This window comes from Micromonospora sp. WMMD736 (assembly GCF_049179015.1).
Lineage (GTDB): Bacteria > Actinomycetota > Actinomycetes > Mycobacteriales > Micromonosporaceae > Micromonospora.
This window is the reverse complement of sequence record NZ_JBMHMI010000001.1, coordinates 6096177-6119156: the sequence shown is the minus strand read 5'-3', so window position 1 is coordinate 6119156 and position 22980 is coordinate 6096177. Positions and strand designations below refer to the sequence as shown.

At 66.9% G+C, this 22980-nt stretch carries 26 protein-coding genes and 1 tRNA gene; 23 read left to right on the top strand and 4 right to left on the bottom strand.

The features are described 5' to 3' along the window. Positions 1 to 13: 13 nt before the first annotated feature. From ACN269_RS27675 to ACN269_RS27660, 4 genes are all read right to left on the bottom strand, one after another. Complete coding sequence (locus ACN269_RS27675) at positions 14 to 301, bottom strand: hypothetical protein (RefSeq protein ID WP_421475177.1); 288 nt, start codon at positions 299 to 301, stop codon at positions 14 to 16. A 120-nt stretch (positions 302 to 421) separates the two neighbouring features. Beyond that, positions 422 to 793 carry a hypothetical protein gene (locus ACN269_RS27670; protein WP_421475176.1) on the bottom strand — a complete coding sequence of 124 codons (372 nt, stop codon included), beginning with the start codon at positions 791 to 793 and terminating at the stop codon, positions 422 to 424. 102 nt (positions 794 to 895) lie between these two features. After that, positions 896 to 1627, bottom strand: a complete 732-nt coding sequence (locus tag ACN269_RS27665) for a hypothetical protein (RefSeq protein ID WP_421475175.1) — start codon at positions 1625 to 1627, stop codon at positions 896 to 898. A 139-nt stretch (positions 1628 to 1766) separates the two neighbouring features. Next, a complete protein-coding gene (locus ACN269_RS27660) occupies positions 1767 to 2621 on the bottom strand; it encodes a hypothetical protein (protein ID WP_421475174.1) in 855 nt (284 codons plus the stop codon). A 417-nt stretch (positions 2622 to 3038) separates the two neighbouring features. On the opposite strand from ACN269_RS27660, the gene ACN269_RS27655 reads away from it, so the two are divergent. From ACN269_RS27655 to ACN269_RS27545, 23 genes are all read left to right on the top strand, one after another. After that, entirely contained in the window at positions 3039 to 3242 is a 204-nt protein-coding gene (locus ACN269_RS27655) for a hypothetical protein (protein ID WP_421475173.1), read from the top strand. A 25-nt stretch (positions 3243 to 3267) separates the two neighbouring features. Next, the gene (locus ACN269_RS27650) at positions 3268 to 3471 is read left to right on the top strand and encodes a hypothetical protein (protein ID WP_421475172.1); all 204 of its coding nucleotides are present in this window, start codon (positions 3268 to 3270) and stop codon (positions 3469 to 3471) included. Between the two features lie 287 nt (positions 3472 to 3758). Continuing rightward, positions 3759 to 4043, top strand: a complete 285-nt coding sequence (locus ACN269_RS27645; RefSeq protein ID WP_421475171.1) for an HNH endonuclease — start codon at positions 3759 to 3761, stop codon at positions 4041 to 4043. Positions 4044 to 4290: 247 nt separating this feature from the next. Next, on the top strand, positions 4291 to 4545 hold the full coding sequence (locus ACN269_RS27640; RefSeq protein ID WP_421475170.1) for a hypothetical protein: 255 nt from the start codon (positions 4291 to 4293) through the stop codon (positions 4543 to 4545). A gap of 321 nt (positions 4546 to 4866) precedes the next feature. Beyond that, positions 4867 to 5295 carry a hypothetical protein gene (locus ACN269_RS27635; protein ID WP_421475169.1) on the top strand — a complete coding sequence of 143 codons (429 nt, stop codon included), beginning with the start codon at positions 4867 to 4869 and terminating at the stop codon, positions 5293 to 5295. A gap of 6 nt (positions 5296 to 5301) precedes the next feature. Then, positions 5302 to 5371 (top strand) — tRNA-Ser (locus ACN269_RS27630). A 16-nt stretch (positions 5372 to 5387) separates the two neighbouring features. Beyond that, entirely contained in the window at positions 5388 to 7043 is a 1656-nt protein-coding gene (locus ACN269_RS27625; RefSeq protein WP_421475168.1) for a terminase, read from the top strand. Between the two features lie 10 nt (positions 7044 to 7053). Beyond that, the gene (locus ACN269_RS27620) at positions 7054 to 8553 is read left to right on the top strand and encodes a phage portal protein (RefSeq protein ID WP_421475167.1); all 1500 of its coding nucleotides are present in this window, start codon (positions 7054 to 7056) and stop codon (positions 8551 to 8553) included. 85 nt (positions 8554 to 8638) lie between these two features. Continuing rightward, entirely contained in the window at positions 8639 to 9136 is a 498-nt protein-coding gene (locus tag ACN269_RS27615; RefSeq protein WP_421475166.1) for a hypothetical protein, read from the top strand. A 96-nt stretch (positions 9137 to 9232) separates the two neighbouring features. Beyond that, entirely contained in the window at positions 9233 to 10339 is a 1107-nt protein-coding gene (locus ACN269_RS27610; protein WP_421475165.1) for a hypothetical protein, read from the top strand. A 69-nt stretch (positions 10340 to 10408) separates the two neighbouring features. After that, on the top strand, positions 10409 to 10879 hold the full coding sequence (locus tag ACN269_RS27605) for a hypothetical protein (protein ID WP_421475164.1): 471 nt from the start codon (positions 10409 to 10411) through the stop codon (positions 10877 to 10879). A 1-nt stretch (position 10880) separates the two neighbouring features. After that, entirely contained in the window at positions 10881 to 11219 is a 339-nt protein-coding gene (locus ACN269_RS27600) for a phage head-tail adapter protein (RefSeq protein WP_421475163.1), read from the top strand. Further along, a complete protein-coding gene (locus ACN269_RS27595; RefSeq protein WP_421475162.1) occupies positions 11219 to 11632 on the top strand; it encodes a hypothetical protein in 414 nt (137 codons plus the stop codon). The genes ACN269_RS27600 and ACN269_RS27595 overlap by 1 nt, the downstream gene beginning before the upstream one ends. Beyond that, a complete protein-coding gene (locus tag ACN269_RS27590) occupies positions 11632 to 12126 on the top strand; it encodes a hypothetical protein (protein ID WP_421475161.1) in 495 nt (164 codons plus the stop codon). Before ACN269_RS27595 ends, ACN269_RS27590 begins: the two co-directional genes overlap by 1 nt. A 13-nt stretch (positions 12127 to 12139) precedes the next feature. After that, positions 12140 to 12883: a hypothetical protein gene (locus ACN269_RS27585; protein WP_421475160.1), complete on the top strand. Its 744-nt coding sequence runs from the start codon at positions 12140 to 12142 to the stop codon at positions 12881 to 12883. 118 nt (positions 12884 to 13001) lie between these two features. After that, positions 13002 to 13322 (top strand): phage tail assembly protein, encoded by a 321-nt coding sequence (locus ACN269_RS27580; protein WP_421475159.1) that lies wholly within the window; start codon positions 13002 to 13004, stop codon positions 13320 to 13322. A 107-nt stretch (positions 13323 to 13429) separates the two neighbouring features. After that, complete coding sequence (locus tag ACN269_RS27575) at positions 13430 to 13708, top strand: hypothetical protein (protein WP_421475158.1); 279 nt, start codon at positions 13430 to 13432, stop codon at positions 13706 to 13708. Next, the gene (locus ACN269_RS27570) at positions 13708 to 17376 is read left to right on the top strand and encodes a hypothetical protein (RefSeq protein WP_421475157.1); all 3669 of its coding nucleotides are present in this window, start codon (positions 13708 to 13710) and stop codon (positions 17374 to 17376) included. The genes ACN269_RS27575 and ACN269_RS27570 overlap by 1 nt, the downstream gene beginning before the upstream one ends. A 1-nt stretch (position 17377) precedes the next feature. After that, complete coding sequence (locus tag ACN269_RS27565; protein ID WP_421475156.1) at positions 17378 to 18262, top strand: phage tail family protein; 885 nt, start codon at positions 17378 to 17380, stop codon at positions 18260 to 18262. Further along, the gene (locus ACN269_RS27560) at positions 18262 to 20583 is read left to right on the top strand and encodes a siphovirus ReqiPepy6 Gp37-like family protein (RefSeq protein WP_421475155.1); all 2322 of its coding nucleotides are present in this window, start codon (positions 18262 to 18264) and stop codon (positions 20581 to 20583) included. Before ACN269_RS27565 ends, ACN269_RS27560 begins: the two co-directional genes overlap by 1 nt. A 17-nt stretch (positions 20584 to 20600) precedes the next feature. Further along, positions 20601 to 20825 (top strand): hypothetical protein, encoded by a 225-nt coding sequence (locus ACN269_RS27555; protein ID WP_421475154.1) that lies wholly within the window; start codon positions 20601 to 20603, stop codon positions 20823 to 20825. Between the two features lie 66 nt (positions 20826 to 20891). Next, a complete protein-coding gene (locus tag ACN269_RS27550) occupies positions 20892 to 21578 on the top strand; it encodes a hypothetical protein (RefSeq protein WP_421475153.1) in 687 nt (228 codons plus the stop codon). A gap of 10 nt (positions 21579 to 21588) precedes the next feature. Beyond that, the gene (locus ACN269_RS27545) at positions 21589 to 22974 is read left to right on the top strand and encodes a fibronectin type III domain-containing protein (protein WP_421475152.1); all 1386 of its coding nucleotides are present in this window, start codon (positions 21589 to 21591) and stop codon (positions 22972 to 22974) included. Positions 22975 to 22980 lie beyond the last annotated feature (6 nt).

Sequence of the window (22980 nt, the reverse complement as noted above, 5' to 3'; positions counted from 1 at the left end):
TCTCTTACTGCTGCTAGTCGTTGACGATCTGGATTCGCGGTCCGCCGTACTTGGTGAAGTCGAACGTCACCGACTCGCCGGAGCCGTACCGGGGCGCGGCCTGCCCCTGCCTGACACCCTGGTAGGTGGCTCGGTAGAAGCCGCAGGCGCTGTACCGCAACAGCACCTCACCCACGTACGCCTCGTAGTCGCCGGAGTTGTAGTCGTTCGATGGGTTGTAGATGGTCACGGGCGCGGCGACCGAGATCGCCGGCTCCCCGTCTACGGACACCCGCATGTGGTGGGTCGGAACATGGACCACCCCTCCTCCTTTCGTTGGTCGACCCGCGGATTTTCCATCTGGAAAACTCGCGTAGGCTCACTTAGCAAGCCATGGCCGCCACCAGTTCTCCCCTCATGAACTGGTGGCGACTAAGGCGTGCTAGCCGAGCGGGCAGCCGTAGATCCTGCGGTGCGACACGGTGCGGAGTCCGCACTCGCACTCCAGCACCTTGCAGCCGTGGTCGCACTCGTCGGTGAGCGCCACCTCGACCATGCGGTGCTGTCCGTACGCCGCCACACTATAGCAAGTGATGGTCGGTTCGAGCACGGCACCCACCAGCGACGCCATGCGAGGCGCCTGCATCTGCTCCCACGCGGTAGCCGTGGGGTCCGGTGCGACGTCAAACTCATCCTTCCGGCGGTGCTCACGGTTCAGGGTGTTCGCAGCCAGCACAGCCGCCGCGTACGGGACGGCCAGCGACCCGGCGATCCGCTGGCCACCCCGGGTCACGCAGTACATGGAAATCGTCATAGCACTACCTCCTGGTTGCATCTGATTACGGATTGCTGGTGGTGCGTGCCTGCGTCAGGTCTCGCTCCCATGCCGCCCATGTCGGCCACGCAGGCTGTCTGGTCATGCCGCCGCGGACAGCTCCGACAGCGCCTCGGGCGTCGTGAGGGTGCCGCGCCGGTAGAGCCTCAGCACCTCGTTCACGGCGTCCTTACTGGCCCCCGCATCGATGGCACCCTCAGCCGCAGTGAGCAGCACGTCGAAGCCGTCCACCGCGTCAACCACGGGAGCCGCAGGCCGGGGCCTGGCCGGCTCGGTGGTCACGGGCGTCAGCTCGGGCTCACCCACGCACCCGAAACTCAGCGCGTGACTGCGCCACCGAGCCGACCCACGCACGAACCGATTGGTGTGCTCCCGGCAGTCACACGAGGTGGGCAGGGAACTCTGCGGCGTGGGAGTCACCGGAGTCACGGGAGCGCGACGCGTCGCCGACTTCACCACCGCTCGGTACGAACTCAGTGGCAAGTCATGCAACGTCACGTCCGGGTCATGCAGGACGTCAGTCTTGCGAGTCACGACGGGCCGGATGCGCTGGTGCGTAGGCGCGCTGAAGTTGCGACGCACGCCCCCGGCGGGGGTCTTGCCGTGATCCGCCTTCAACTTGCGGGCCACCACCGTTTGCGCCTCCCCGAGCACGTCGGGGTTGCGAATCGGCTTCCATGTGAGCGTGCCGACCGTCCGCACGAATTCGAGGCTGGCGAACGTCCACTTCCCCTCGAAGAACTGCATGAACAGGGCGACCGCTCGCGTGCCGTGCTCGTTGACCGTGATCCGAATGTCTTTGACGTAGCTCATAACTAACTGCTTTCGTTGTGCGACTTTCCATTTGGAAAATCCGGCCGGCTGATCAATTTTCCATTTGGAAAATCGGGGCGAACATGGGCACGACGAACGCCCGACAGGCCGAAGCCTGCCGGGCTCTCCCGCGCGGGTCCTAGCCCTGTCCGCCCCGGTTGTTCGTGTCGACCCCACCGGGCAGACCCTTGCGGGCCGCCACCATGAGCAGGGTCAACCGCGTGATGAATTCCTCCGACGTCGCGTCGTCGCGCTTGAGCGCCTTAGCCAAATCGGCCTCAATCTTCTTTAGCAAGTCGACGCCGGATGCGGCAGGCTTGACCTCACCGTCGGTCGCACCGTCACCCGTACCCGGGTCCGTCTCATCGGTCGCCTTTTCGTGGCGGTTGACCGTGCCGACACCGATACCAAGAACGGCCGCAACATCTTCCGTGGTGATCTTCCCACCGTTGCGGGCAGGGTCACGCAACTGCTTGACCAACGTCTGCGCATCACCGCGCGTCAGAACCTTACCGACACGCTGTGCACCGATCTCGGGCTGAAGAACGGCCTTCCATTCCTTAGCCGGAATACCGGCGCACAGCGTGAGCACATCCGCCAAGAGCAGCGTCGAGTTTTCCCGGATGGTGCCCGCGTAGCCCTTGATACGCGCCACGATCGCGGCACGTTCCGGGTTGGCCTGGTTGCGCTCGATGCTGTCCGGCTTGACGTCCAACAGCGTGGCCTGCGTGGTGCTGTCCGGGGTGCTGTCCGGGGTGGCCTTTCGCGTGCGCGTGGCGCGCGGGGTGGTCGGCTTGGCAGCGTTGTTAGCCATGCTCTCTACTCCATTTTCCATTTGGAAAATTTCCGCTCCCTGCCGGACGGCAGGCACGGTCACAACGGGCACGACGGACGCACCGGACACCACCTGATTTTGGGCAGGCTCCGCCCCCGGCCGGAGCTTTCCGGCTTGCGCGCGGGCCGCGCGCGGGGGGAGGGGGGGCGTCGTCGTCATGCGTCAATCATAGCAAGTCAGGTACGATAGCAAGATGACGCAAGTCACATTGTGGATAGCATCACAATCTATTGACTTTGATGTGTGATTGTGTTTCGCGCACGTGTGAGGGCACAGTTGAGCGCGCATGTCAAGTGTTTGTGATGTATTACATAAAGCCTTGACAAGGGGGGGTATGCACCCCTTTCGATGCGTGGCGGCGGAGGGACTGTACCCGCCTCTCGTTACGCGCAGGTTTTCAAGTCGATCAGAGGCCCCGTTTGAGGCCCCTGGCGGCTCGCTGGAGCGCCTAGCGGGCCGCGCCAGGCCGTTGGGGCTGGGTAGCCAGACGCCCTGCTCCCGGGGGCTCTGAGCGGGCCTGGGCCGGCTCCTGGCGTGTCACTCTGGCGGCTTGTGCGCGCCGCCTAGCATGGCGGAATGAAGACCCGCCACCTGCAACTCCTCCTCGGAGCGGGAGCCGTCCTCGCCGTCCTGGGCGTGTGGCTGTCCAATCCCGCCATCGCGGCCGGGGTTACCTGGCCGGTGGCGTTTTTGCTGGCCGTGATCGTGGTCAGCGCGGCCGGGCTGGCGGGGTGGGCGCTGTACCTCCGGAACCGCTACACGGACGAGCCGGAAGACTGAGCCCGGCGCCAAGTACGGTCGGCCGGTGACGCGCTTCCGGAAGACCCCCGCCGGCTGGGCCGAGATCCCCGAGGTGTGCCAGGTCGGGCACCGCGACCCTGACGGCAACCCGCGCACCACTCCGGCGCATGGAGCCTGCCCGCGCTGCGGCGCGATGGGTCGCCAGTGGCGGTGCCAGGAGCCCGACTGCGGCCGAGTCGTGCAGCACGAGCACCGCTGCGACGACTAGGTTGGTGTGAACCCGGTCACAAACCCTTGCCAAATCGCCAAGTCGCGTCCTCTTACAAGTAGGGGGGTAGGGGGGGTAACCCAGTAACCCGGTAACCCACGCCCTAAAGGGCGTGAGAGAACCCCTGTTACCCAGTTACCGGGTAACAGGGGTAGGTAGCCCCATGATTCCGCTCCGGGTTAGCGATAGGTACCTGAGTACCTGTCACCGAAACGCTACCGGAGTTCAGCGTTCCCTCAAGCTACAGAGCTTGCGCCCCCTAAAGGGGCGCAGAGAGAGAGCCTGTAGTGAGTTGGAGCAGTTCACCTCGAAGATCCGAGTTACCGAGTAACTGGGATCAGATCCGGGCAGATGTCCTCGAAGACGAGGAATACTCCTGCCGCCGGTGTGGCGAATACGCCAACCAGGTCGACCACATCAACGACCGGCACGACCATTCCCGAGACAACCTCCAGGCGCTTTGCGCCAGGTGCCACGGCAAGAAAACGGCGCTGGAGGGAAAGATGGCTCGCTACCGCCTGGCCCCCATCCGGGGAAAGCGGTGGGAACCCCACCCTGGAATGAAGACGTAGGCGAGCTGCCGTCGCTACCCGGCCAGCTCGCCGTTCCGGTGATGCGCAAGGCATAAACCGCCTGCTGCTCCCGGCCGGGGCGCTCTTAGCGCCCTCTCCGCGGAGAGCGCCCCCACGACTTGCCTCGCTTTGACCACTGGGAAACCGCACGGCCGGACGCCCCGGTGCAGCGGGAGGAATCGTCGATCAGGGCGAGAGGTGCGTTCCCGCCATGGTGGGAGAGGCACGCCCCTGGAATGGAGGCCCCGTGCTGGACGTGTTGACGCGCTTTCTGCCTCTGCGAGCCGTACTGAAGGTTGGCCCGCTGCATTTCGAGGCCGCGCTGTTCGACATGGACGACGAGGTCGACGACGAAGAGGTCTCCAACACGACGACGACGATCGGATTCGCCCTGCCGGAGAGGGTCGACGAGGTGAATCCCCGACTTGACCCCCTGGAGGACGACGATGCCGCCCCGGAAGACCGCCGCCACGCCCCGCACGAGGGCCACGCGCGCCCCTGAGACCGCCGCTGCGGCCCCTGAGACCGCTGTGGAGGTGCCTGAGCATGACTCAAATGCTCCTGACCCTGCTGCTGACGATCGCGGGCCTCTCGCTGGCGTATCTGGTTTCCTTCCTGGTGCCGCCGTACGACTCCCCGACCGAGGAGAAGCCGTCTTCGTAGGCCAGGCCGGCGATCACGCCCTCCTGAGGGTCGGCACGACCCATCCGGCGCCCGTCAGGGTGCCCCTGGACGGCCTGGAAGCGGTCTTCATTGCCTCGGAGACCGAGCGCCACGCCAAGTTCCGCTCCGACGCGCTGCGCCGGGGCGAGATTGGGTCGTAGTGGGCACCCGTGGACCCGTTCCGAACCGCTCGGATGACCTGAGCCGCGATCGGGACGCCAACCGGGGCGACAAGGCACCGATCACCAAGGGCAAAAGCCGTCCCGCAAGGGTTCCCGAGGCCGATCCGGACTGGCACCCGATCGCGCGACTGCTCTGGGACGCCACGTTGGAGTCCGGGCAGGCCGATTTCTACGAGAGCAGCGACTACGCGTTCCTGTACTCGATCTGTGACGACGTCTCTTACTACAAAACGATGGGCAAGCGCTCCGGCCAGATGCTCGCGAGCATTTACAGCGCCATGGAGAACCTTCTCGTGACCGAGGGCGCCCGACGCCGTGTTCGCGTCGAGCTGCAAGACGAGGTCGAGGAGGAGGCCGAAGTGGTCGACATGGATGCGCGCCGGAGGGCGCTCGGCCTGGTCGTCTAGCGCATAGGCGGTAAGCGTGCGGCCACGCGCCGGCATAGAGAGCCGGGATCAGGGGTGTTCGAGTCCCCCGCCGTCGCAGAAAGGGGGCAGAAATGGCTGCCCCCGCTACGAAGCTCACGCTTGAGCAGATCGAGGCCCTGGAGCCGTACTACATCGGCCCTACGTGGCAGCGCGGCCCGCTAGGAACCTACGCGGAGCCGGAGCTGACCATCGGTTGGCAGGTCATCTTTTGGTGCGAGGAATACCTCAGCGGAATGGATGGCGGCTCGTGGAAATTCACGCCCGAGCAGGCCCGGTTCATCCTCTGGTGGTATGCGGTCGACGAGAATGGCGAATTCACCTATCGGACGGGCTGCCTACAGCGCCTAAAGGGGTGGGGGAAAGATCCACTAGCCGCAGTGATGTGCATGGTGGAGTTTGTCGGCCCGTCGCGCTTCAGTCACTTTGACGCGAACGGCAATCCGGTCGGGAAGCCGAATCGCCGAGCCTGGGTTCAGGTCGCCGCGGTGAGCCGCGATCAGACGCGGAACACGATGACGGTGTTCCCGTCGATTATCTCGCAGAAGTGCATCGACACCTACGGGATCAAGGTCGGCGCTGAGATTATTCGGGCGCATCGGGGCAGATGCCGAATAGAGGCGGTTACATCCTCGTATAGGGCGCTCGAAGGTGGTCGCAGTTCCTTCGTGATCTTGAACGAGACGCACCACTGGGTGCGCGGCAACAACGGCGACAAGATGTACGAGACGGTTGACGGTAATGCGACGAAAATGAACTGTCGCTATCTGGCAATCACGAACGCTTACCTCCCCGGTGAAGATTCCGTCGCCGAGAAGATGCGGTTCGCGTACGAGCTGATCCAAGAGGGCCGCGCCGACGACATTGGCTTTTTGTACGACTCGATCGAGGCTCACGAGAAGACGCCGCTGACGCCCGAGGCGCTGCGCATCGTCATCCCGAAGATCCGGGGCGACGCAACGTGGCTGCGCGTCGAGGCGATCATCAAGTCGGTCCAGAACACCGCGATCACCGCAGCTCGCAGCCGACGCATGTGGCTCAACATGATCGTCGCCGACGAGGAGGCCCTGTTCGGGCCGGACCAGATCAAGGCGATCACTCGTGACAACGCCACGCTGGCGCCTGGCGACGAGATCGTGCTCGGGTTCGATGGCGGCCGGTATGAGGACAGTACGGCCTTGGTGGCGATTCGCATCAAGGACCGCACGACGTTCCTCCTCGGCCTGTGGGAGCAGCCGCACACCTGGAACGAAGAGGAGCGCGGACGCTGGCAGGTCGACACGCAAGCCGTCGATAGCGCGGTGCGCTCGACCGTGCGCCAGTTCAAGGTCAAGGCGTTCTTCGCCGACGTGAACCTGTGGGAATCGTTCATCACCGACTGGACGAACGATTTCGGGTCCGGCCTGGCCGTGAAGGCTCGCCAGGACGCCGCGATTGCGTTCGACATGCGTAACCGGCAGCAGGAAACGACGCGCGCACACGAGCGCCTGATGTCCTCGATCGTCGAGGGCAAGGTGTTCTTCGACGGCGACCTCTCGCTGCGCCGGCACACCATGAATGCTCGCCGGTTCGTCAATAACCACGGCAACTACTTCCGCAAAGAGTCGCAGGACTCGAATCGGCGCATCGACGCCTACGCGGCCTGGATGTTGGCGCACGAAGCGCTGCATCGCTGTCTAACCAATCCCAAGCAGGAGCGCATCGGCTCCGGTGATGGCTGGTTCCTGTGAGGAGGTGGGCATGACGCAGCCCGTCGATACGAGCGCCAAGGGCCTCGCCCAGCTCCTGCTGGGCATCATCGACGCGGACCGCGAGCGGTTCGACATCATCGACCGCTACGTTTCCGGCGACCACGACGACCCGTACATGCCCGAGGGCGCGGACGCGGAGTACAGGCTTCTCGCCAAGCGGTCGGTGACGAACCTGATTCCGCTGCTGATCGGCACGCCGGCTCAAGCCCTGTTCGTCGACAGCTTCCGGCGCGGCGACCAGGACCGCGCGGACGCCGACCAGACCACTCCCCCGGAGTGGAAGCACTGGCAGGCCAGCCGGCTCGATGCCCGGCAGGGTCCGATCTACCACGGCGCGCTGAAGTACGGGCACTCGTTCGCGTTGACCGAGAAGGTCAAGAACCGGGTGCTGACGAAGGGCTTGAGCGCGTACAACACCGCTGCGGTCTACGTCGACCCGGCGAACGACGTCGACCCGTACGCGGCGCTGACGATCGTCCGTGAGCCGGACGCGAAGGCGAAGACGTCGGCCGCGCGCAAGGGCCTGGCTCGACTGTGGGACGGGGAGTACGAGTACCGGGTGACCTACGGGTCGCTGGGCGACCTCGACTCCGTCACCGTCGACAAGGGCTTCAGGCACGGGCTGTCCGAGTGTCCCGTGACCCGGTTCGCGGCCTCCGTGGACCTGGAGGGCCGGACGGTCGGCGTCGTCGAGCCGAATAAGTCCAACCAGGACCGCATCAATCAGACGATGTTCGATTTGCTCGTCGCGCAAACCTATGGGTCTTTCACGATCCGCACTGTGACGGCAATGGCACCGCCGATGAAGCGGTGGACGAAGTCTGCGGTTGATAGCGGCCAGGCCCCGAGCGGCACCGAGCCCGGCGACCCGGTTATCGACCCGGAGACGGGCAAGCCGGTTCCTGAGCCCATCAACTTGAACGCCCGGCGCTGGTTCTTCGCCTCCGACCCGGAGACGAAATTCGACACGCTGCCAGGCACGCCGCTCGACGGCTACATCAAGTCGCTGGATATGAGCCTGCGGCAGCTCGCCGTCATCACGCAGACTCCACCCCACTACTTGCTAGGTGAGATTGCGAACCTGAGCGCGGAAGCGCTCCAGGCCGCGGAGACCTCGCTGTTGCGCAAGGTGGAGCTGTACCGCAAGGGCTTCGGCGAGTCGTGGGAGCGCGTGTTCAGGATCGCCGGGGAGCTGTCGGGTGACAGTTCCGTGGCCGAGGACTACGCGGGCGAAGTGGTGTGGCGCGATACGCAGATGCGGTCGCTGTCGAACGTCGCGGACGGCCTGGTGAAGCTCAAGGAGCTTGGCATCCCCGGCGTCGGTCTGTGGGGCCGCGTGCCCGAGGCGACGCGCACCGAGATCCAGGAGTGGATGCGGCTGCGCGAGGAGGAGCTGAAGCGTCTGCGCGAGGAGCAGGCGGCCCTGGTGGCTGCTGGCGCCTACACCGAGCAGGGCCAGGTCCGCGTCGACCGCGAGATCGTCGAGTAACCCCCTCTCTTTTCTGACTTTCCCTTTGGCGGCCCTGGTGGTCGCTCGATCATCCATGTCCGCAAGCGTCCAGGAGGCGTGAGCAATGCCCGAAAGCACCGAAGGCACCGAGTCGACGGGGACCGAACAGACCCCGCAGACCAACCAGCAGAACGGCAGCACCGAGTCCACCGAGCAGTCGCCGAAGACGCCCGAGTGGTACGAGAAGGAGCTGTCCAAGACCCGCCAAGAAGCCGCCGGCTACCGCACCAAGCTGCGTGACGCCGAGGCGAAGCTCAGCACCGCGAAGACGGTCGAGGAGTTCGAGACCGCGCGCAAGGAGCTGGCCGACGCGAACAAGGCGCTGGAGCGGGAGCTGATGGTGGAGCGCGCTGGTCGCGGTCTGCCTGACGAGCTGCGTGCCGTGCTGAAGGGCGACACCGAGGCGGAGCTGAAGGCTCACGCCGAGGTGCTGAAGAAGTTCGCTCCGGTGCAGGAAGCACCGCCCGAGCGGCTGAGTGGCGGCCTGAACGCAGGCGCCGGCTCGGATGACGGCTTCGACGTCAAGGACGTCGCTCGCAAGGTCCGGCTTGGCCGGCTGTAGCCGTCGCAGTTCTTTCCCATCACTTGCTATGTTGCGCGACCCGGGGCGCTAGACGCTCCCGCGCGCTGCATGGCTCACCCTCCTAGGAGACAAGCAGTGGCACTCAACTCTGTGGTGAAGCCGCAGAAGCTCGCCGCCGTCGCGGCCGAGGTCATCGAGCAGAGCCTCACCATTCCCGCGCTGTTCCAGCGCCAGGGTTTCGACCAGTTTCGGGGCGCGGAGAACGACACCGTCTACATCCGGGTGCCGGGCATCCTGCCGGCCCGGGAGATCGCGGACTTCCGCGCCGAGCGGACCACGCCGATCACCTTCGACGCGTTCCAGGACCGGAAGATCAGCCTGACCCTGTCGGGCAACACCTACTCGGCCACCAAGCTCCAGGACGAGCAGAAGGACTGGGACTCCATCCAGTGGAGCCGGGTCATCGGTATGCAGGCGCAGGCGGTGGCGCGGTCGCTGAACCAGAAGGCGATCAACAAGCTGACCGGCGCTCCGTACCTGGCGACCATCGCGGGCGCGAAGGCGAACCGGACCCTGCGGGCCTCGCTGATCGAGCTGCGCCGGATCGCGAACGCGTTCCGGATGCCGATGGAGTCGCGGACCCTGGTCGTCGGTACCGCCGTCGAGGCGGCGATCCTGAACGACCCGACCCTGACCCTGGCACAGAACGTCGGTGACTCGGTCGCCGAGGGCGTGCTGCGCGAGGCGTTCATCGGCCGCGTGTTCGGCATGAACATCATCGTTGCGCCCGAGCTGGCCGCCGACAAGGGCTACCTGATCGTCCCGAGCGCGTTCGCGATGGCGACCGCCGCGCCGGCTGTGCCGCAGTCCGCCGTGGGCGCTACCGCTTCGGCCGGCGCGAACGGCGTGGGCGGCGTCGCGGCCCGGTGGGTGCTCGACTACGACCCGACCATCCTGGCGGAGCGGTCGGTGGTCAACCTCTACAACGGCGTCATGAACGTGACCGACGTCTTCGAGGGCCTGGACGGCACCGGCAAGCCGAACGGCGCGATCGTGGACGGCACCGGCAAGGTCGGTGAGTTCTTCATCCGGGGCGTTGCCTTCGATGTGGACGCGACGGCTGACGCGCTTCCCGACGCGAAGCTCAACGCGAACGCCTCCGGCACTGGCGGCACCCCGGCCACCGGCTCGCTGCTCGACCAGTTCGTCAAGGCGACCGGCGTCGGCACCATCTTCTCCTAATCCAACCGGGCGAATGGGGAGCTGTCCTGCGGGACGGCTCCCCTGCCGTGCTTTCAGAGGGGGTACCCCATGGGGCCGTTCGCCCAGGTACAGGACGTGCAGCGCCGGCTGGACTTCACGCTCAGCGAGCAGGAGAGCCAGGCCGTCGACATGGCACTGGAGGACTTGTCCAACGAGGCCCGGTTCATCGCCGGCCGCGAGTGGAGCGACGTCGACAACCTGCCCAACCCGGTACGCAACACCGTCATCAAGGCGGTCGCCCGCTGGGCACGGAACATGAACGGCTACGTGCTGAGCCGGGCCGGCGACGAGGCGTTGCAGTGGGCCAACCTCGGTGACGAGGCGGGCGCCGCGGAGTTCACCGACAAGGAGATCAAGCTGATCCGCGCGGTCGGCGACGCCCGCACGGGACACTCGTTCTTCGGCTCCGTCGAGACGTACGCCTACATCGCACCGCGCCAGGTCGACGACCACTACGTGCCGGTCGACGGTGGCGGACTCAAGCCGTTCCCGTTCAACCAGCCCGGTGGGGGCTGGTGACGTGAGCCATCAGCGCAGGCGCGGCCAGGCCGCGATCGTCTACCCCACGAAGGTCTACACCGACTCGCGGGGCAGTCGCGTCGAGACGGCGGACATGGACAACCCCATCCCCGTGACGGCCGTGTTCGTGCCGCAGCGCTCGTCGCGCGCCGAGGTCGCGGGTCAGCAGGACATCGACGTCACTCGCATGATCGTCAGCGCCGACGTCCAGGGGATCGACTCCTGGTCGCGGGTGTTCTGGAACGGCTCGATGTGGGACGTGGTCGTCCCGCCGGCCTACCACCACGGCACCCGCCACACCCGGCACTACACGATGGACATCCGCCGGAGGCCGAGCTGATGGCCGAGGTCTACAAGTACGTCAACGGGCAGACGCTCGAAGGCGCTATCGCGGACATGGTCGGCGTCCAGCGGTCCCTAGGTAAGTACGCCTTCGAGATCAAGGCGTACGCCGACGCGTACCTGATCGAGGCCCGCGACCACTCCGTGTCGATCGGTCGACGCATCGACTGGGACGCCTTCATCGAGGTGTTGCGGTGGCGCGGAGGCCGCGGTGGCGGGTCCGGCTGGGACGTCGTGCTCAATGACACCCTCGGCGACGGTGCCGCCTACAACATCGAACGCGGCCGGCGGGTCGAGTTCTACGACGACGAAACCGGCCTCCCCCTCGGGGAGATGGAGGGCCTGTTCCTCCTGGAGCGCGCCGTGCAGGTCGTCGCTGACCGCCACCGCTCCGAATTGAGGGGGCGATAGTGGCGAACCTCCCCCCGATCACCGCCTCCCTGGCCGAGCGGGTGCCGATCGAGGACGTCCTGCTCGCCGTGCTGCGCGAGGCGCTACCCGACATCGAGGTGGTAACGCAGGTCCGCAAGGACCAGGAGTTTCCCCTCGTGCTGTGCCGCCGGCTGCCCACCTTCTATTTCTTCAGCGGAGACGAGCGGTTCCTTGAGCAGGCGGACATCGCTGTCCACACCTTCGCGGCCGACCCGGACGGAGACCGAGACGCGGCGATCATCGCCGACGCGGTCCGGGTGGCCCTGCGTGACGCGGCGGCCTCCAACTGGGGCAACGCCGACATCGGCTGGCTGAGCTACTTCCAGACGCTCTCGCCCGCACGCCGGCAGCCGGACTGGGCGACATCGGCCGGTCCCGTGCAGTACGCCGACCTGCCCAGCAACACCTGGCGCTACGAGGGCCGCTACCGGCTGACCGTCCGTAAGCCCACGAACCACCCGTACCCCCTGTAAGGAGACGGCCTGAATGGCTAAGAACGACAACGCGACCCTGGTCGTGGGCAGCGGTAACTTCTTCACCGCGCCCGTTGGCACCCCGATGCCGGCGTCCCTCGATGTGGCCCCTGCCGGCCCGTGGGAGGCTGTCGGCCACACGAGCCTGGAGGACATCTTCTCCTTCAGCTCCGAGGGCGGCGACGCGACCACCCTGGGCACGCTTCAGTCCAAGAGCCTGCGGACCACGTACGCCCCGCGTACCGAGTCCTTCGCGCTCACCGTGAACCAGTTCGACCGCAAGTCGCTTCGGCTCTACTACGGCGCGAACGCGCCCCTGCTGCCCGATGGCACGCTGGGCATCCCGCAGTCGCCGGAGCCGACCGAGTGCGCGTTCCTGGCGATCTTCGTCGATGGCGGCAACTCCTTCGGCCTCTACACGCCGCGCTCGGAGATTTTCCGGGGCGACGACGTGGCCGTGGCCGACGCGGAGTCGCTGGTCGGCCTGCCGCTGAACATCAAGCCGCTGATCTACTCGACCAACGAGTGGACTTACGCCATCACTCCGCTCGGCGGGGTCGTGGCGACCGGCGCTACCGCCGGCACCCCCGGCACCTACACCCCGGCTGGCGCTGACCTTCCGGCCGCGCTCAGCGCGATGACCGGCGTTGTCACCGCGTCGCCGACCACCGCGTGGACGTCGGGCCAGTACGTGCTGCTCGACGACGGCTCGCAGGTCCACTGGACCGGCACCGCCTGGGCCACGGGTGCCGCGTAACCGCACTTGCTAAGAAAGACCACCCCTGGCCCGGCTGCGTGGCGGACCCGGCCGGGTCAGGGGGTTCCACCCCTCTTCACCAGCGTCCGCCGCCCTGACTTTTGGAGGTTCGCCACCTATGAAGCTCGATGACATCCGCGAGGCCGCTGAAGCCAAGTACGGCCACCTGCCCGTCGAGGTCGGAGACCGCACCGTTCGCCTGCTCAACCCGCTGCGCCTGCCCAAGACCAAGCGCGACGAGATCGCGAAGCTCCAGGAGCGCCTGAAGGAGGAGGGCGCCGACCAGGAGGCGATCATGCGCGACATGATCCGCGTGACCGCCGACACGAAGGCCGGCGCGGACGTGCTGCTCAAGGCCATCGGTGACGACCTGACGGTGCTGGCGGAAGTGCTCGGCGAGTACGGGCGGAAGACCCGCGTGGGGGAAGCCTCGGCCTAGCACGGCTCGTCGACGAGTACGGGGAGGGGATCTACCCGGATCTGCGGCGCTACTTCGGCATCGACCTGGTCGACGTCATCGAAGGCCGCGGACCGAATCCCGTCCTCGTGCTCGCTGCTGTGCAGGCCCTTCCAGACGACAGCCTGACCGCCGCCCTTTCCGCCGGGGGCCGCGAGCACTACGGCTGGGGCGCGACTCGCCATCTGCTGGCGAACCTCTACGACGCCTTGAGCCTCAACACGCGCGCATCCGGCAACTGGGGCAAGAAAGGCCCCCCGCGCTTGCCGGACTATCCGCGCCCCAAGTCCAAGCCCGCTGAGTCTGCCGCACCCGAGAAGAAGGTGACGGCGCGGCAGGCGATTTTGCGCATGATCGGGAAGGGCTAATGGCGGACGACAAGACGATTGGCCAGGTCTCAGTCAGGGTTGTGCCTGACGCCTCGAAGCTCCCTTCGGAGGCCAAGGCCGAGCTGGAGAAGGCGGAGAAGCGCCTTCCCGAGCTGACGGCCAAGCTGGGCGTCGAGCTGGAGGACGGCGCAGCCGCTCAGGCGGCGGCCGACGCCAAGAGCGTCCAGGAGGCCGCGGAGGCGGCCCTCAAGGACATCACGCTCAAGATCAACGTTGACGATGCTGGCTCGCTTCAGACGGCACTGGCGCGCATCAACCGCGAGCTGATGAATCTCGACGCGATCGAGCTGCCGGTCAGCCTGAACGAGGCCGACCTCAACGCCGCCAAGGATCTGTTGCAGGAGCGGATCGGCCAGGTCGGTATCGACCTCAACATCGACCTGGACGACAACGGCAGCATCGAGCGGGCCATCGCCAAGCTCGATGCCGAGCTGGCGAACGTGCGGGCCGATTTCCTGCTCAACGTCGACCTCAACGAGGCGAGCCTTGAGGCCGCCAAGGACGAGTTGCAGGCGTTGCTGGACGCGTCGACCGCTGCGGAAATGCGCGTGCGGGCGGAGCTGGACCAAAAGCAGTTCGCGGATGTTGTGGCTCGCGCCAAGGCGCTGCTGCGCTCCGAGGAGATGCTGCTCGGTGTGCGGCTGGACCGCGACAAGTTCAACCGCACCGTCGAGGAGATCGCGCTCCTCATGAAGGCGCGCGACGACATCAACGCCAAGATCGGCGCCGAGCTGGACCCGTTCGCCCAGCTCAAGCTGGAGCAGAAGCTACGCACGATCGCGGCGCAGATTACCGCCAAGGTGCAGGGCATCCACCTGCCGGTCGAGCCGGAGGTCACGACGGGGTCGAAGGCCGCGCTCAGTGCCGCGCTGGCGGTGATCACGCGTGCTCGCGACATCCGCATCGATCTTGACTTCAAGGGCGCGCTGGCGCAGGCCGGCTTGTTCTTCGCCACGCTCTCGACGTTCAAGGCGTTCAACGACAACCTCTCGCAGGGCCGTCAACTGCTCGCCGGGTTGTTCACCAACCTGCCGAACTTCGCCGCAGCCACCACCGGCATCCTCGCGATGTCCGGCGCGGTCATCTCCCTGACGTCCAACCTGATCGGCCTGGTCGGTGGGCTGGCGCAGCTCGCCCCGCTCCTGCTGACGGTGCCCGGCATCGCGATCGGCGTCGCCACGACGGTCGCAGCCCTGAAGGATCTGCCGCAGCAGCTCCCGGCCATCGCGGAGGGCTTCAAGGGCCTTCAGGCCACCATCAGCGAGTCCTTCTGGGCCGTCGCGCGTGGACCCATCAGCGAACTTGCTAACAAAGCTCTGCCGCTGATCAGCACGGGCCTGGAGGGCGTCTCCGGCAAGATCGGCGGGTTCTTCTCGGCCCTGTCGGGCAGTCTGACGACCTCGCTGCTGCCGGCATTGCCGGGCATGTTCGGCAACCTGTCGGAGTCCATCAGCAGGTTCTCGGCCTTCACTCCGGCCATTGCCAACATCATCACGATGTTCGGCCAGCTCGGGTCGGCGATCCTGCCGCCCCTGGCGACGCTGGTGGGCCAGATCGCGACGCAGTTCTCGGCATGGTTCCAGCAGAACGTTGCCGGCGAGAAGTTGAACAACACGGTCACGACGGTGATCACTACGCTTTCCGCCCTATTCGAGATCATCAAGTCGGTTGCCAGCATTTTCGGCACGCTGTTCTCGGCGGCGGCAGGTGCCGGGATCTTCACCGCCCTGAGCGAATCCCTCGGCGGGTTCGCCGAAACGCTGAAGGGTCTTCAGCCGACGCTCACCGTGTTTTTCTCGGCCGCGTCGCAGATGTTCAGCGTCTTTTTCGACACCGCGCAGGGCGGATTCAAGGACGCCTTCACCGGCATCACCGCGATCCTGTCGTCCGTTCTGCCGACGATCGGGAGCATTCTGGGCCAGGTCGTCAACGTCCTGGGCGCCCTGCTGAACGACCCGGCCATGGTCCAGGGGTTTTCGTCGCTTGTCGGCGGCATCGCGGCCGGGGTCAACGCCCTGGCTCCAGCGATCCAGCCGGTCGCCGAGCTGATCGGCGCCCTCGGCCCGGTGCTCGGCGTCCTCGCGACGCAGATCGGGCAGACGTTCGCGGCTCTCGCGCCGTCGTTCGGGGGGGTCCTTCAGGCAATCTTGCCGCTGATCAACGTGCTCAGTGGCGGCTTCCAGACGGTGCTGGTGGCGCTGTCGCCGGTCATCACGAAGCTCGCGGAAGCACTCGCGCAGGCATTCTCGTCGCCGGCACTGATGGCCGCGATCGACGCCATCGTGAACGCACTCGTCGCGCTGATGCCGGCCCTGTCGCCGGTTATTGACGTGGCCCTGGCGCTGTTCAACGTCCTGGCGGGTGCCCTGGCGACCGTCCTGACGCCATTGGCGGGCCTGTTCACGCAGCTCGTCCCGCTGTTCCCGATGCTCGCTACGGCATTTACGAGTATCTTCGCCGCGCTGACCCCGCTGATCCCGATGCTCGTCAACCTGGTCGTGCAAATCCTGACGCCGCTGATCCCGGTGTTGCTTCAGCTCGTCGAGGCGATCCTTCCGCTGCTTCCGCCAGTGCTCCTGCTGGTCTCGAACAGCCTGTCGGTCGTCATGACCGTGCTTCAGCTCCTCCTGGCGGTCGTCCTGCCGCTGATCGTCTTCAGCCTTGAGGGTGTAGCCAGGGGCTTCGGCTTCGTGGCCGAGGTCATCTCGGCCGTCATGCTGCCGGCGCTGGAGTGGGTGCAGGACGGCATCGGCAAGCTCCAGGAGGGCATCGCCGGGTTCGCCTCCTGGTGGGAGGGCATCTGGACCAAGATCGGCGACTTCTTCCAGGGCGTCTGGGAGGGGCTGATCGCGTGGGTCAAGGATTTCCTTGGTATCCACTCCCCCTCGCGCGTCTTCATCGAGATCGCGGAGAACCTGATCGCCGGCCTGCTCAACGGGCTGACGGCCGGGTGGGGCAAGGTCACCTCGTTCTTCTCCAATGCCCTGAGCTGGATCAAGGACACCACGCTCGACGCCATCACCGCGGTCGTCGGCTACTACGCCGGCCTCTGGGCGCGGGTGACGAGCGCGATCGGTGACCTGGCCGGCAAGGTGCGGTCGTTCTTCTCGGCCGCCTGGGGCAAGATCCAGGAATCCCTGACGTCGCAGTGGTCCACGACGAGCAGTTGGCTCGTCGGGCTCGGCGGCCGGGTGATCAGCGCCATCGGCAACGTGAACAGCCTGCTACTGGGCATCGGCCGCTCGATCATGAGCAGCCTATGGGACGGCCTCAAGGCCGTCTGGGGCGACGTGGCCGGCTGGCTGGGCGGCATCGGCGACAAGATCAAGAGCCTGAAGGGTCCGGAGGACTACGACGCTGTCCTGCTGGTTCACGCGGGTGAGCTGATCATCCAGGGCCTCCTGGAGGGCATGGAGTCGCAGTACGACGCGGTCCGCAAGTCGCTCAGCGGCTTCACGAGCGAGATCGGCGGCACGCGGTTCGGTTCGCCGGCTGTCGCCCTCGGGGTGTCCGCCGGCTCGTACTCCGGCTCCGGCGCGCAGAGCGCCGGTAACACCCTCATCTATCACGCGGCGCCCGGCAACTCGCTCGGGGCCGAGGAAGACCTGTTCAGCGCGGTCGGTCGCGCTCGCGCATTCGGGTGGTGAGATGCCTTACCTACGTTTCGAGACTGCGGACGATTCGCTTGACCTGAACGGGGTTTCCCTGACTGGCTACGGCGTGGAGGCCCTGTCCGGTGTAACCGGGCTCGGCCTCCCGCCCGTGGCGGTCAACTGGATCGAGGGTGCCGGCGACGGTGCCACCTACCGTGGCGAGCGCATTCAGCCGCGCGACGTCGACATCCCGTTGTACGTGCGTGCCCCCGACCGGGGTCAGCTCGAAATCACGCTGGCCCGTCTTGCTAAAATACTGACCCGCGAGGTGATGCTCTGGTGGGTCGAGGATGACGGCCAGGAGTGGGGCCTGACGTGCCACCGCATGGGCGGCGGCGTCTACGCCTACGGCAAGGACACCCTCGGGGAGACCGAGCTTCAGACGATCGTGACGCTGCGCGCCGGCAAGCCACTCTGGCAGGCCCGGTACCCGATGAGTCGGGTCATCGTGTCGTCCTCGGCGGGCCGGGGCCTGCTCAAGGGCACCACCTCGCTGTCGATGCTGCGCCTGTCCGGCAGCACCGCTGACGGGGCGATCCTGTTCGAGAACCCGGGCGACGCCAGCGCGTATCCGATCTGGACCGTGCAGGGGCCGATCGCCGGGGACTCGACGCACAGCGCGCTCCAGGTGACCGCGCCCAGCGGCGAGCAGTTCATCTGGGACGGCGTCCTGACCGCTGGCGAAACGCTGACGATCGACACCGCCCGCGCACGGGTCACCGACCAAACCGGCGCCAACAGGTACGGCGATCTACTGCCAGCGCCACGGTTCTGGCCGATCCCGCCCAAGGACTCTCAGGCAACGGTCGTTGCCTTCGGCACGTCAGCCGCCACGCGGATCACGGCGACCTGGTACCCCCGGAAGTGGGCGGTGATCTGATGGACATCACGCACCTGACGGTCGAGGTCCGCGACAAGAACCTCAACCGCATCGGCCAGATCCCCCCGGCGGACCTGACGCTGACGATCGAGGACCAGTACCGCAACGTCGGCTCCTGGACGCTGCGGCTGCCCAGCGAAAGCCCCCTGGCGGCCGTGCTGCGCCAGCCGGGCTCGGGCATCCTCGTAACGCTGGAGAACGGCGACGTCCTGATCTCCGGGCCGACCGTGAAGGCGGAGGACGCGGCCACCTCCACGGACCCCAACGGCACGCTTCAGGTCGACGGCCTCACGGACAACGTGCTGCTCGCCGACCGGCTCGCCTTCCCCAACCCGGCCAACCTGGACCCGGCCAACCAGCCGCAGACGCACGACGTGCGTACCGGCACGTGCGAAGACCTGATGTACGCCTATGTCAACGCCAACATCGGCCCCGGCGCACCGATCAGCGCGGACCCGAACCTCGGCTCCCGCCGCGAGACGCGGCTCCAGCTCGGCACCAACGGCCACCGTGGTCCGGTCGTCACCAAGCGCGCCCGCTACGACGTCCTGGGCGAGCTGCTGGCCAACCTGGCGGCGACCGCCAACATCGGCTTCCGCGTCGTGCAGGTCGGCTCGAAGCTGGAGTTCCAGACGTTCGCCGTGACCGACCGCAGCCAGAGCATCCGACTCGACATCCGCAACAACATGCTGGCTGGTCACAAGGTCGCCTCCGCTCCCCCGTCCATCACCCGCGCGATCGTCGCCGGCCAGGACGTCGAGCGCAACGAGGGCGCCACCGACGACGAGTGGCTGACCGAGCGGCAGTTCGTCGCGGTCAGCAGCCCTGAGTCCCGGGCCGGCGAGAGCCAGTGGGGGCGACGGGTCGAGGTGTTCGTCGACCGCCGTCAGCAGGACGGCAACGACGAGCTGGTCCAGGCCGGGCAGGAGGCGTTGCAGCAAGGCGGCTTCTCGCAGGTGTCCGTGCAGGTGGTCCCGATGGAGGACTTCTACGCGGCCCTGGGCGTCGACTGGAACCTCGGCGACCTGATCTCCGTGGTCGTCCAGGGCGTCGAGATGCAGGCCGTCATCACCGGCTACGTCCTGAAGTACGACAGCGCCGGCTTCCGCATGGGCGTGACCCTCGGCGACCCGGCGGCCATCGACCGGGCTCCGGCGGCGAAGGTGCAGGCACTCGACTCCCGGGTGTCGAGCCTGGAGCGCAGCAGCGTCACCCCTGCGGCGATCACCGCCGCGAGCGAGAAGGCCGGCGACGACATCGCCGCGCTCGACGGCCGGCTCGACATCCTGGAGGGTGCGCGCAAGCTGCCGAACAACTCGATCGCCATGACCACGTCGCCGAGCGCCTACCCGCTCGGCGTTTCGGTGTACTCGGTCGGGACGGGGAGCGGCTGGACGCCGGCTGAGGTCGGCACGATCGTCACGTACAACTGGGACAGCACCTCGCGGGTCAGTCAGGTCTTCCACTCGAACACCGGCTGGAACATGTGGAAGCGCAGCTTCCATAGCGACAATCCCGGCTGGTCCGCCTGGCACAAGCTCGCCTTCGACGAGTCGGACACGTACACCAGGAGCGGCGCTCTCACCGCCGGAACCTGGTACCGCATCGGCACGATCATCGGGCAGCAGGGCGTGATCAACGCGAAGGCTTCGGCCGAGTTCGTGATCAGCACCAACGCCCCTAGCCAGCACGCGCAGATCCGGCTGAAGGCCAGCTACGGCTACAACTTCCAGCAGGGCGCACACCTGTACCTGGAGGAGTGCGCCGGCTACAGCGCCGGCACCTACGGCTCGCCCTTCAGTCAGGCTCGCCTGGTCCCGATCGGCGGCACCTACGACGGCGTCCACCTGGAGGTCAGGGCCGCCGCCATGCCCACCGACTTCTCTGCCACCGTCACGATCAAGCACGACGATTGGCGATCCGGCACCCGCTGGACGCCGGTCAACTTCGTGTCGAACGGAACGGCCGACATCGACTGGAACACCATCGGCCTGTACTGGACCGGGCGCTGGTCGACGCTATCCCTCGCCACCGGCTGGACGCGCTTCAGCGACGCGAACTACGCCAGCCCGGAGTTCAAGATGCACCCCGGCAGCCTGGTGGAGGTGCGCGGCCTGGCGTCGGGGCTCGGGTCTGGTGCCACCAGCGTCATGGGCGTCCTGCCGGAAGGGTGCCGCCCACGCTTCCGGCTGATGTTCCCGTCCCTCGCCAACAACGCCCTTGGCCGCGTGGATATCTCGCAGACCGGCTCGCTACAGAGGCAGCTCGGCCCGCTCGACCTCGTCACCCTCGACAGCATCCGCTTCACCGCGGAGCAGTAGCCCTCGGAGGCACAGCAGTGAATCTTGTCAACATCTGGGCCAACCGATGGCTCCTGGACACCGACACCGACGAGGTGGTCATCGACGCCTACGAGCCCGACCCGGACATCCCATGGCAGCCCGGCGGCCTGCTCGTCATCCGCATCCCGGTCAACAGCATCCGCCGAGCGGCCCTGGACGAGCCCTCCCCGGTCGAGCGGGTTCCGGCCGGCGAGCCGCCGGTCGACGAGCCGACCGCCTGACCCCTTCTCCCTGGAGCCCCCTGAGTCCCGCGACTCGGGGGGCTTCGTCATGCCAAGGAGCCGCCAGTGGCTATCACCGCTTTCCCCTTCGACACTCAGGACACCTCGGAGTCGGACTACTCGCGTCTCATGGGCGAGGCAGTCGACGATGGCATCGTCGGCTCGCACGGCAGCACGGGCTTTCAGGTGTCCGCCGGCTCCGGCATGACGGTTGTGGCTGCCGCCGGCACCGCCGCGCTCCGCGGCTTCATGGGCTACTCCACGGACACCGAAGGCCCGGTCGCCGTGGCCAACGGTGACGCCAGCTACGGCCGGGTGGACCTGGCCATCCTGCGGCTGGACCGCGCCAACAACAACATGATCTTCACCGTCAAGCCGGGCACCGCCTCCGCGACGCCGACGCCGCCGGCACTGACGCAGACCGACACCGGCATCCATGAGATCGCGCTGGCCCGCCTGGACATCCCGTCCGGCGCTGGAGCTATGCAAGCCGGCTACATCACCGACCTGCGGCAGTTCATCGGCTCCACCATCGGGGCCTGGACCACTGCCGGCCGCCCGGCGAACCCCCGCAAATACAAGCTCGGGTTCAACGCGACGCTCGGCAAGTGGGAGTACCACAACGGCTCCGGGTGGGTCGACCTCCAGCCGACCACCGCCCCGAACGCCAGCAAGTGGAACAACTACAGCCTGATCGTCCAGTCGGCGCAGCCGGCCGCAGCGCCGAACACCATCTGGATTCAGCCGCTCTAAGGAGGCACCCTTGGCGACCTCCGGCACCGTCCGACCGTCGTCGAACGGCATCTACGTCACCTGGTCCCTGTCCAGCCAGAGCATCGCGAACAACACGTCGACCGTGCACGTCACCTTCGGCTGGGGCTTCCACTCCAGCCCTCTCGACCGGCAGCTCGACAACGGCACCTGCCAGGTCAACGGCGTCACGGTCTACTCGAACAGCGGCAGGATCAAGGACTACACCGGGGACCTGCGCGACCGCGACCACGCCGTGTGGTCCGGCACCCGCACGATCGCGCACAACAGCTCCGGTGACGCGAACATCAGCCTGTACGGGATCATGACCGGCTACAGCGGTGACCGAATCTCGGGCAGCGGCACCTGGGCACTCCCCCGCATCCCGCGCCTGCCTGGCACCCCGGGTACCCCATCGGTCAGCGGCCACACGGACTCCGACCCGACGACGGCCTCGTTCTCCTGGACCGCGCCCAGCAACGTCGGCGCGGGACTGGACCGGCGGCAGTTCATCATCAAGACCGACACGAACATCTTCGCCGGCCCGTACATCGTCAACGACGTGGCGAACTGGGGCACCACCTACAGCGCCACCGGGCTACCCAAGGGCACCACGATGTACGCGACCGTGCGCGCCATCAACGACGACGCCGGCTGGGCGGACTTCTCCGGACTCCGGACCTTCACCACGGGCACCACCGCCCCGAGCGCGCCGGGCACGCCCAGCGCCTCCGGCATCGGTGGCACGTCCATGACGCTCTCCTGGGCAGCGCCGGGCGACGATGGCGGCGCTGACATCAGCTCGTATGAGGTGCAGCGGGCCGACAACAGCTCGTTCAGCGTGGGCCTGGTGTCGTCGTCCCTGCCGGGCAGCTCCCGGTCGCTTCAGGTGACCGGCCTGACGCACACCAAGGCGTACTTCTATCGGGTTCGAGCCACCAACACGGACGGCAAGCAAGGCCCGTTCTCCGCGACGGGCAGCGCCACCACCGCCGCGACACCCCCGACGCAGCCGCTCTCCCTGGCGGCCGGCGACCGCAAGCCAACCGAGGTGGCGGTCTCCTGGGACGTGCCGGAAGATCCCGGCGGCGCGACCATCACGGATTACGACTTGCAGTGGTCGACCTCATCCAGCTTCACCGCTGCGGCATCGCTCAACTCGACGACGATGGCGCGCAACATCGGCGGCCTCGCTCCCAGCACCACCTACTACTTCCGGGCGCGAGCGAACAACGCGGCCGGCGCGGGTGCGTGGAGCGCGACCCTGACGACCCGAACCACCTCCGGCCTACGCGTGGCCAGCAGCGCCGGCACTGACTGGCTCGAAGCTGACGTGTGGGTCTCGGTGGCCGTTCCCGGCGGCTACGAATGGCGCCGCTGCCTTGTGAAACCGCTCTAGGAGCCC

Excerpts from the sequence above, each read along its gene's own strand:
- ACN269_RS27670 (WP_421475176.1), bottom strand. The coding sequence starts at position 793 with ATGACGATTTCCATGTACTGCGTGACCCGGGGTGGCCAGCGGATCGCC.
- ACN269_RS27665 (WP_421475175.1), bottom strand. The coding sequence starts at position 1,627 with ATGAGCTACGTCAAAGACATTCGGATCACGGTCAACGAGCACGGCACG.
- ACN269_RS27660 (WP_421475174.1), bottom strand. The coding sequence starts at position 2,621 with ATGACGACGACGCCCCCCCTCCCCCCGCGCGCGGCCCGCGCGCAAGCC.
- ACN269_RS27655 (WP_421475173.1), top strand. The coding sequence starts at position 3,039 with ATGAAGACCCGCCACCTGCAACTCCTCCTCGGAGCGGGAGCCGTCCTC.
- ACN269_RS27625 (WP_421475168.1), top strand. The coding sequence starts at position 5,388 with ATGGCTGCCCCCGCTACGAAGCTCACGCTTGAGCAGATCGAGGCCCTG.
- ACN269_RS27620 (WP_421475167.1), top strand. The coding sequence starts at position 7,054 with ATGACGCAGCCCGTCGATACGAGCGCCAAGGGCCTCGCCCAGCTCCTG.
- ACN269_RS27615 (WP_421475166.1), top strand. The coding sequence starts at position 8,639 with ATGCCCGAAAGCACCGAAGGCACCGAGTCGACGGGGACCGAACAGACC.
- ACN269_RS27605 (WP_421475164.1), top strand. The coding sequence starts at position 10,409 with ATGGGGCCGTTCGCCCAGGTACAGGACGTGCAGCGCCGGCTGGACTTC.
- ACN269_RS27595 (WP_421475162.1), top strand. The coding sequence starts at position 11,219 with ATGGCCGAGGTCTACAAGTACGTCAACGGGCAGACGCTCGAAGGCGCT.
- ACN269_RS27585 (WP_421475160.1), top strand. The coding sequence starts at position 12,140 with ATGGCTAAGAACGACAACGCGACCCTGGTCGTGGGCAGCGGTAACTTC.
- ACN269_RS27580 (WP_421475159.1), top strand. The coding sequence starts at position 13,002 with ATGAAGCTCGATGACATCCGCGAGGCCGCTGAAGCCAAGTACGGCCAC.
- ACN269_RS27570 (WP_421475157.1), top strand. The coding sequence starts at position 13,708 with ATGGCGGACGACAAGACGATTGGCCAGGTCTCAGTCAGGGTTGTGCCT.
- ACN269_RS27565 (WP_421475156.1), top strand. The coding sequence starts at position 17,378 with ATGCCTTACCTACGTTTCGAGACTGCGGACGATTCGCTTGACCTGAAC.
- ACN269_RS27560 (WP_421475155.1), top strand. The coding sequence starts at position 18,262 with ATGGACATCACGCACCTGACGGTCGAGGTCCGCGACAAGAACCTCAAC.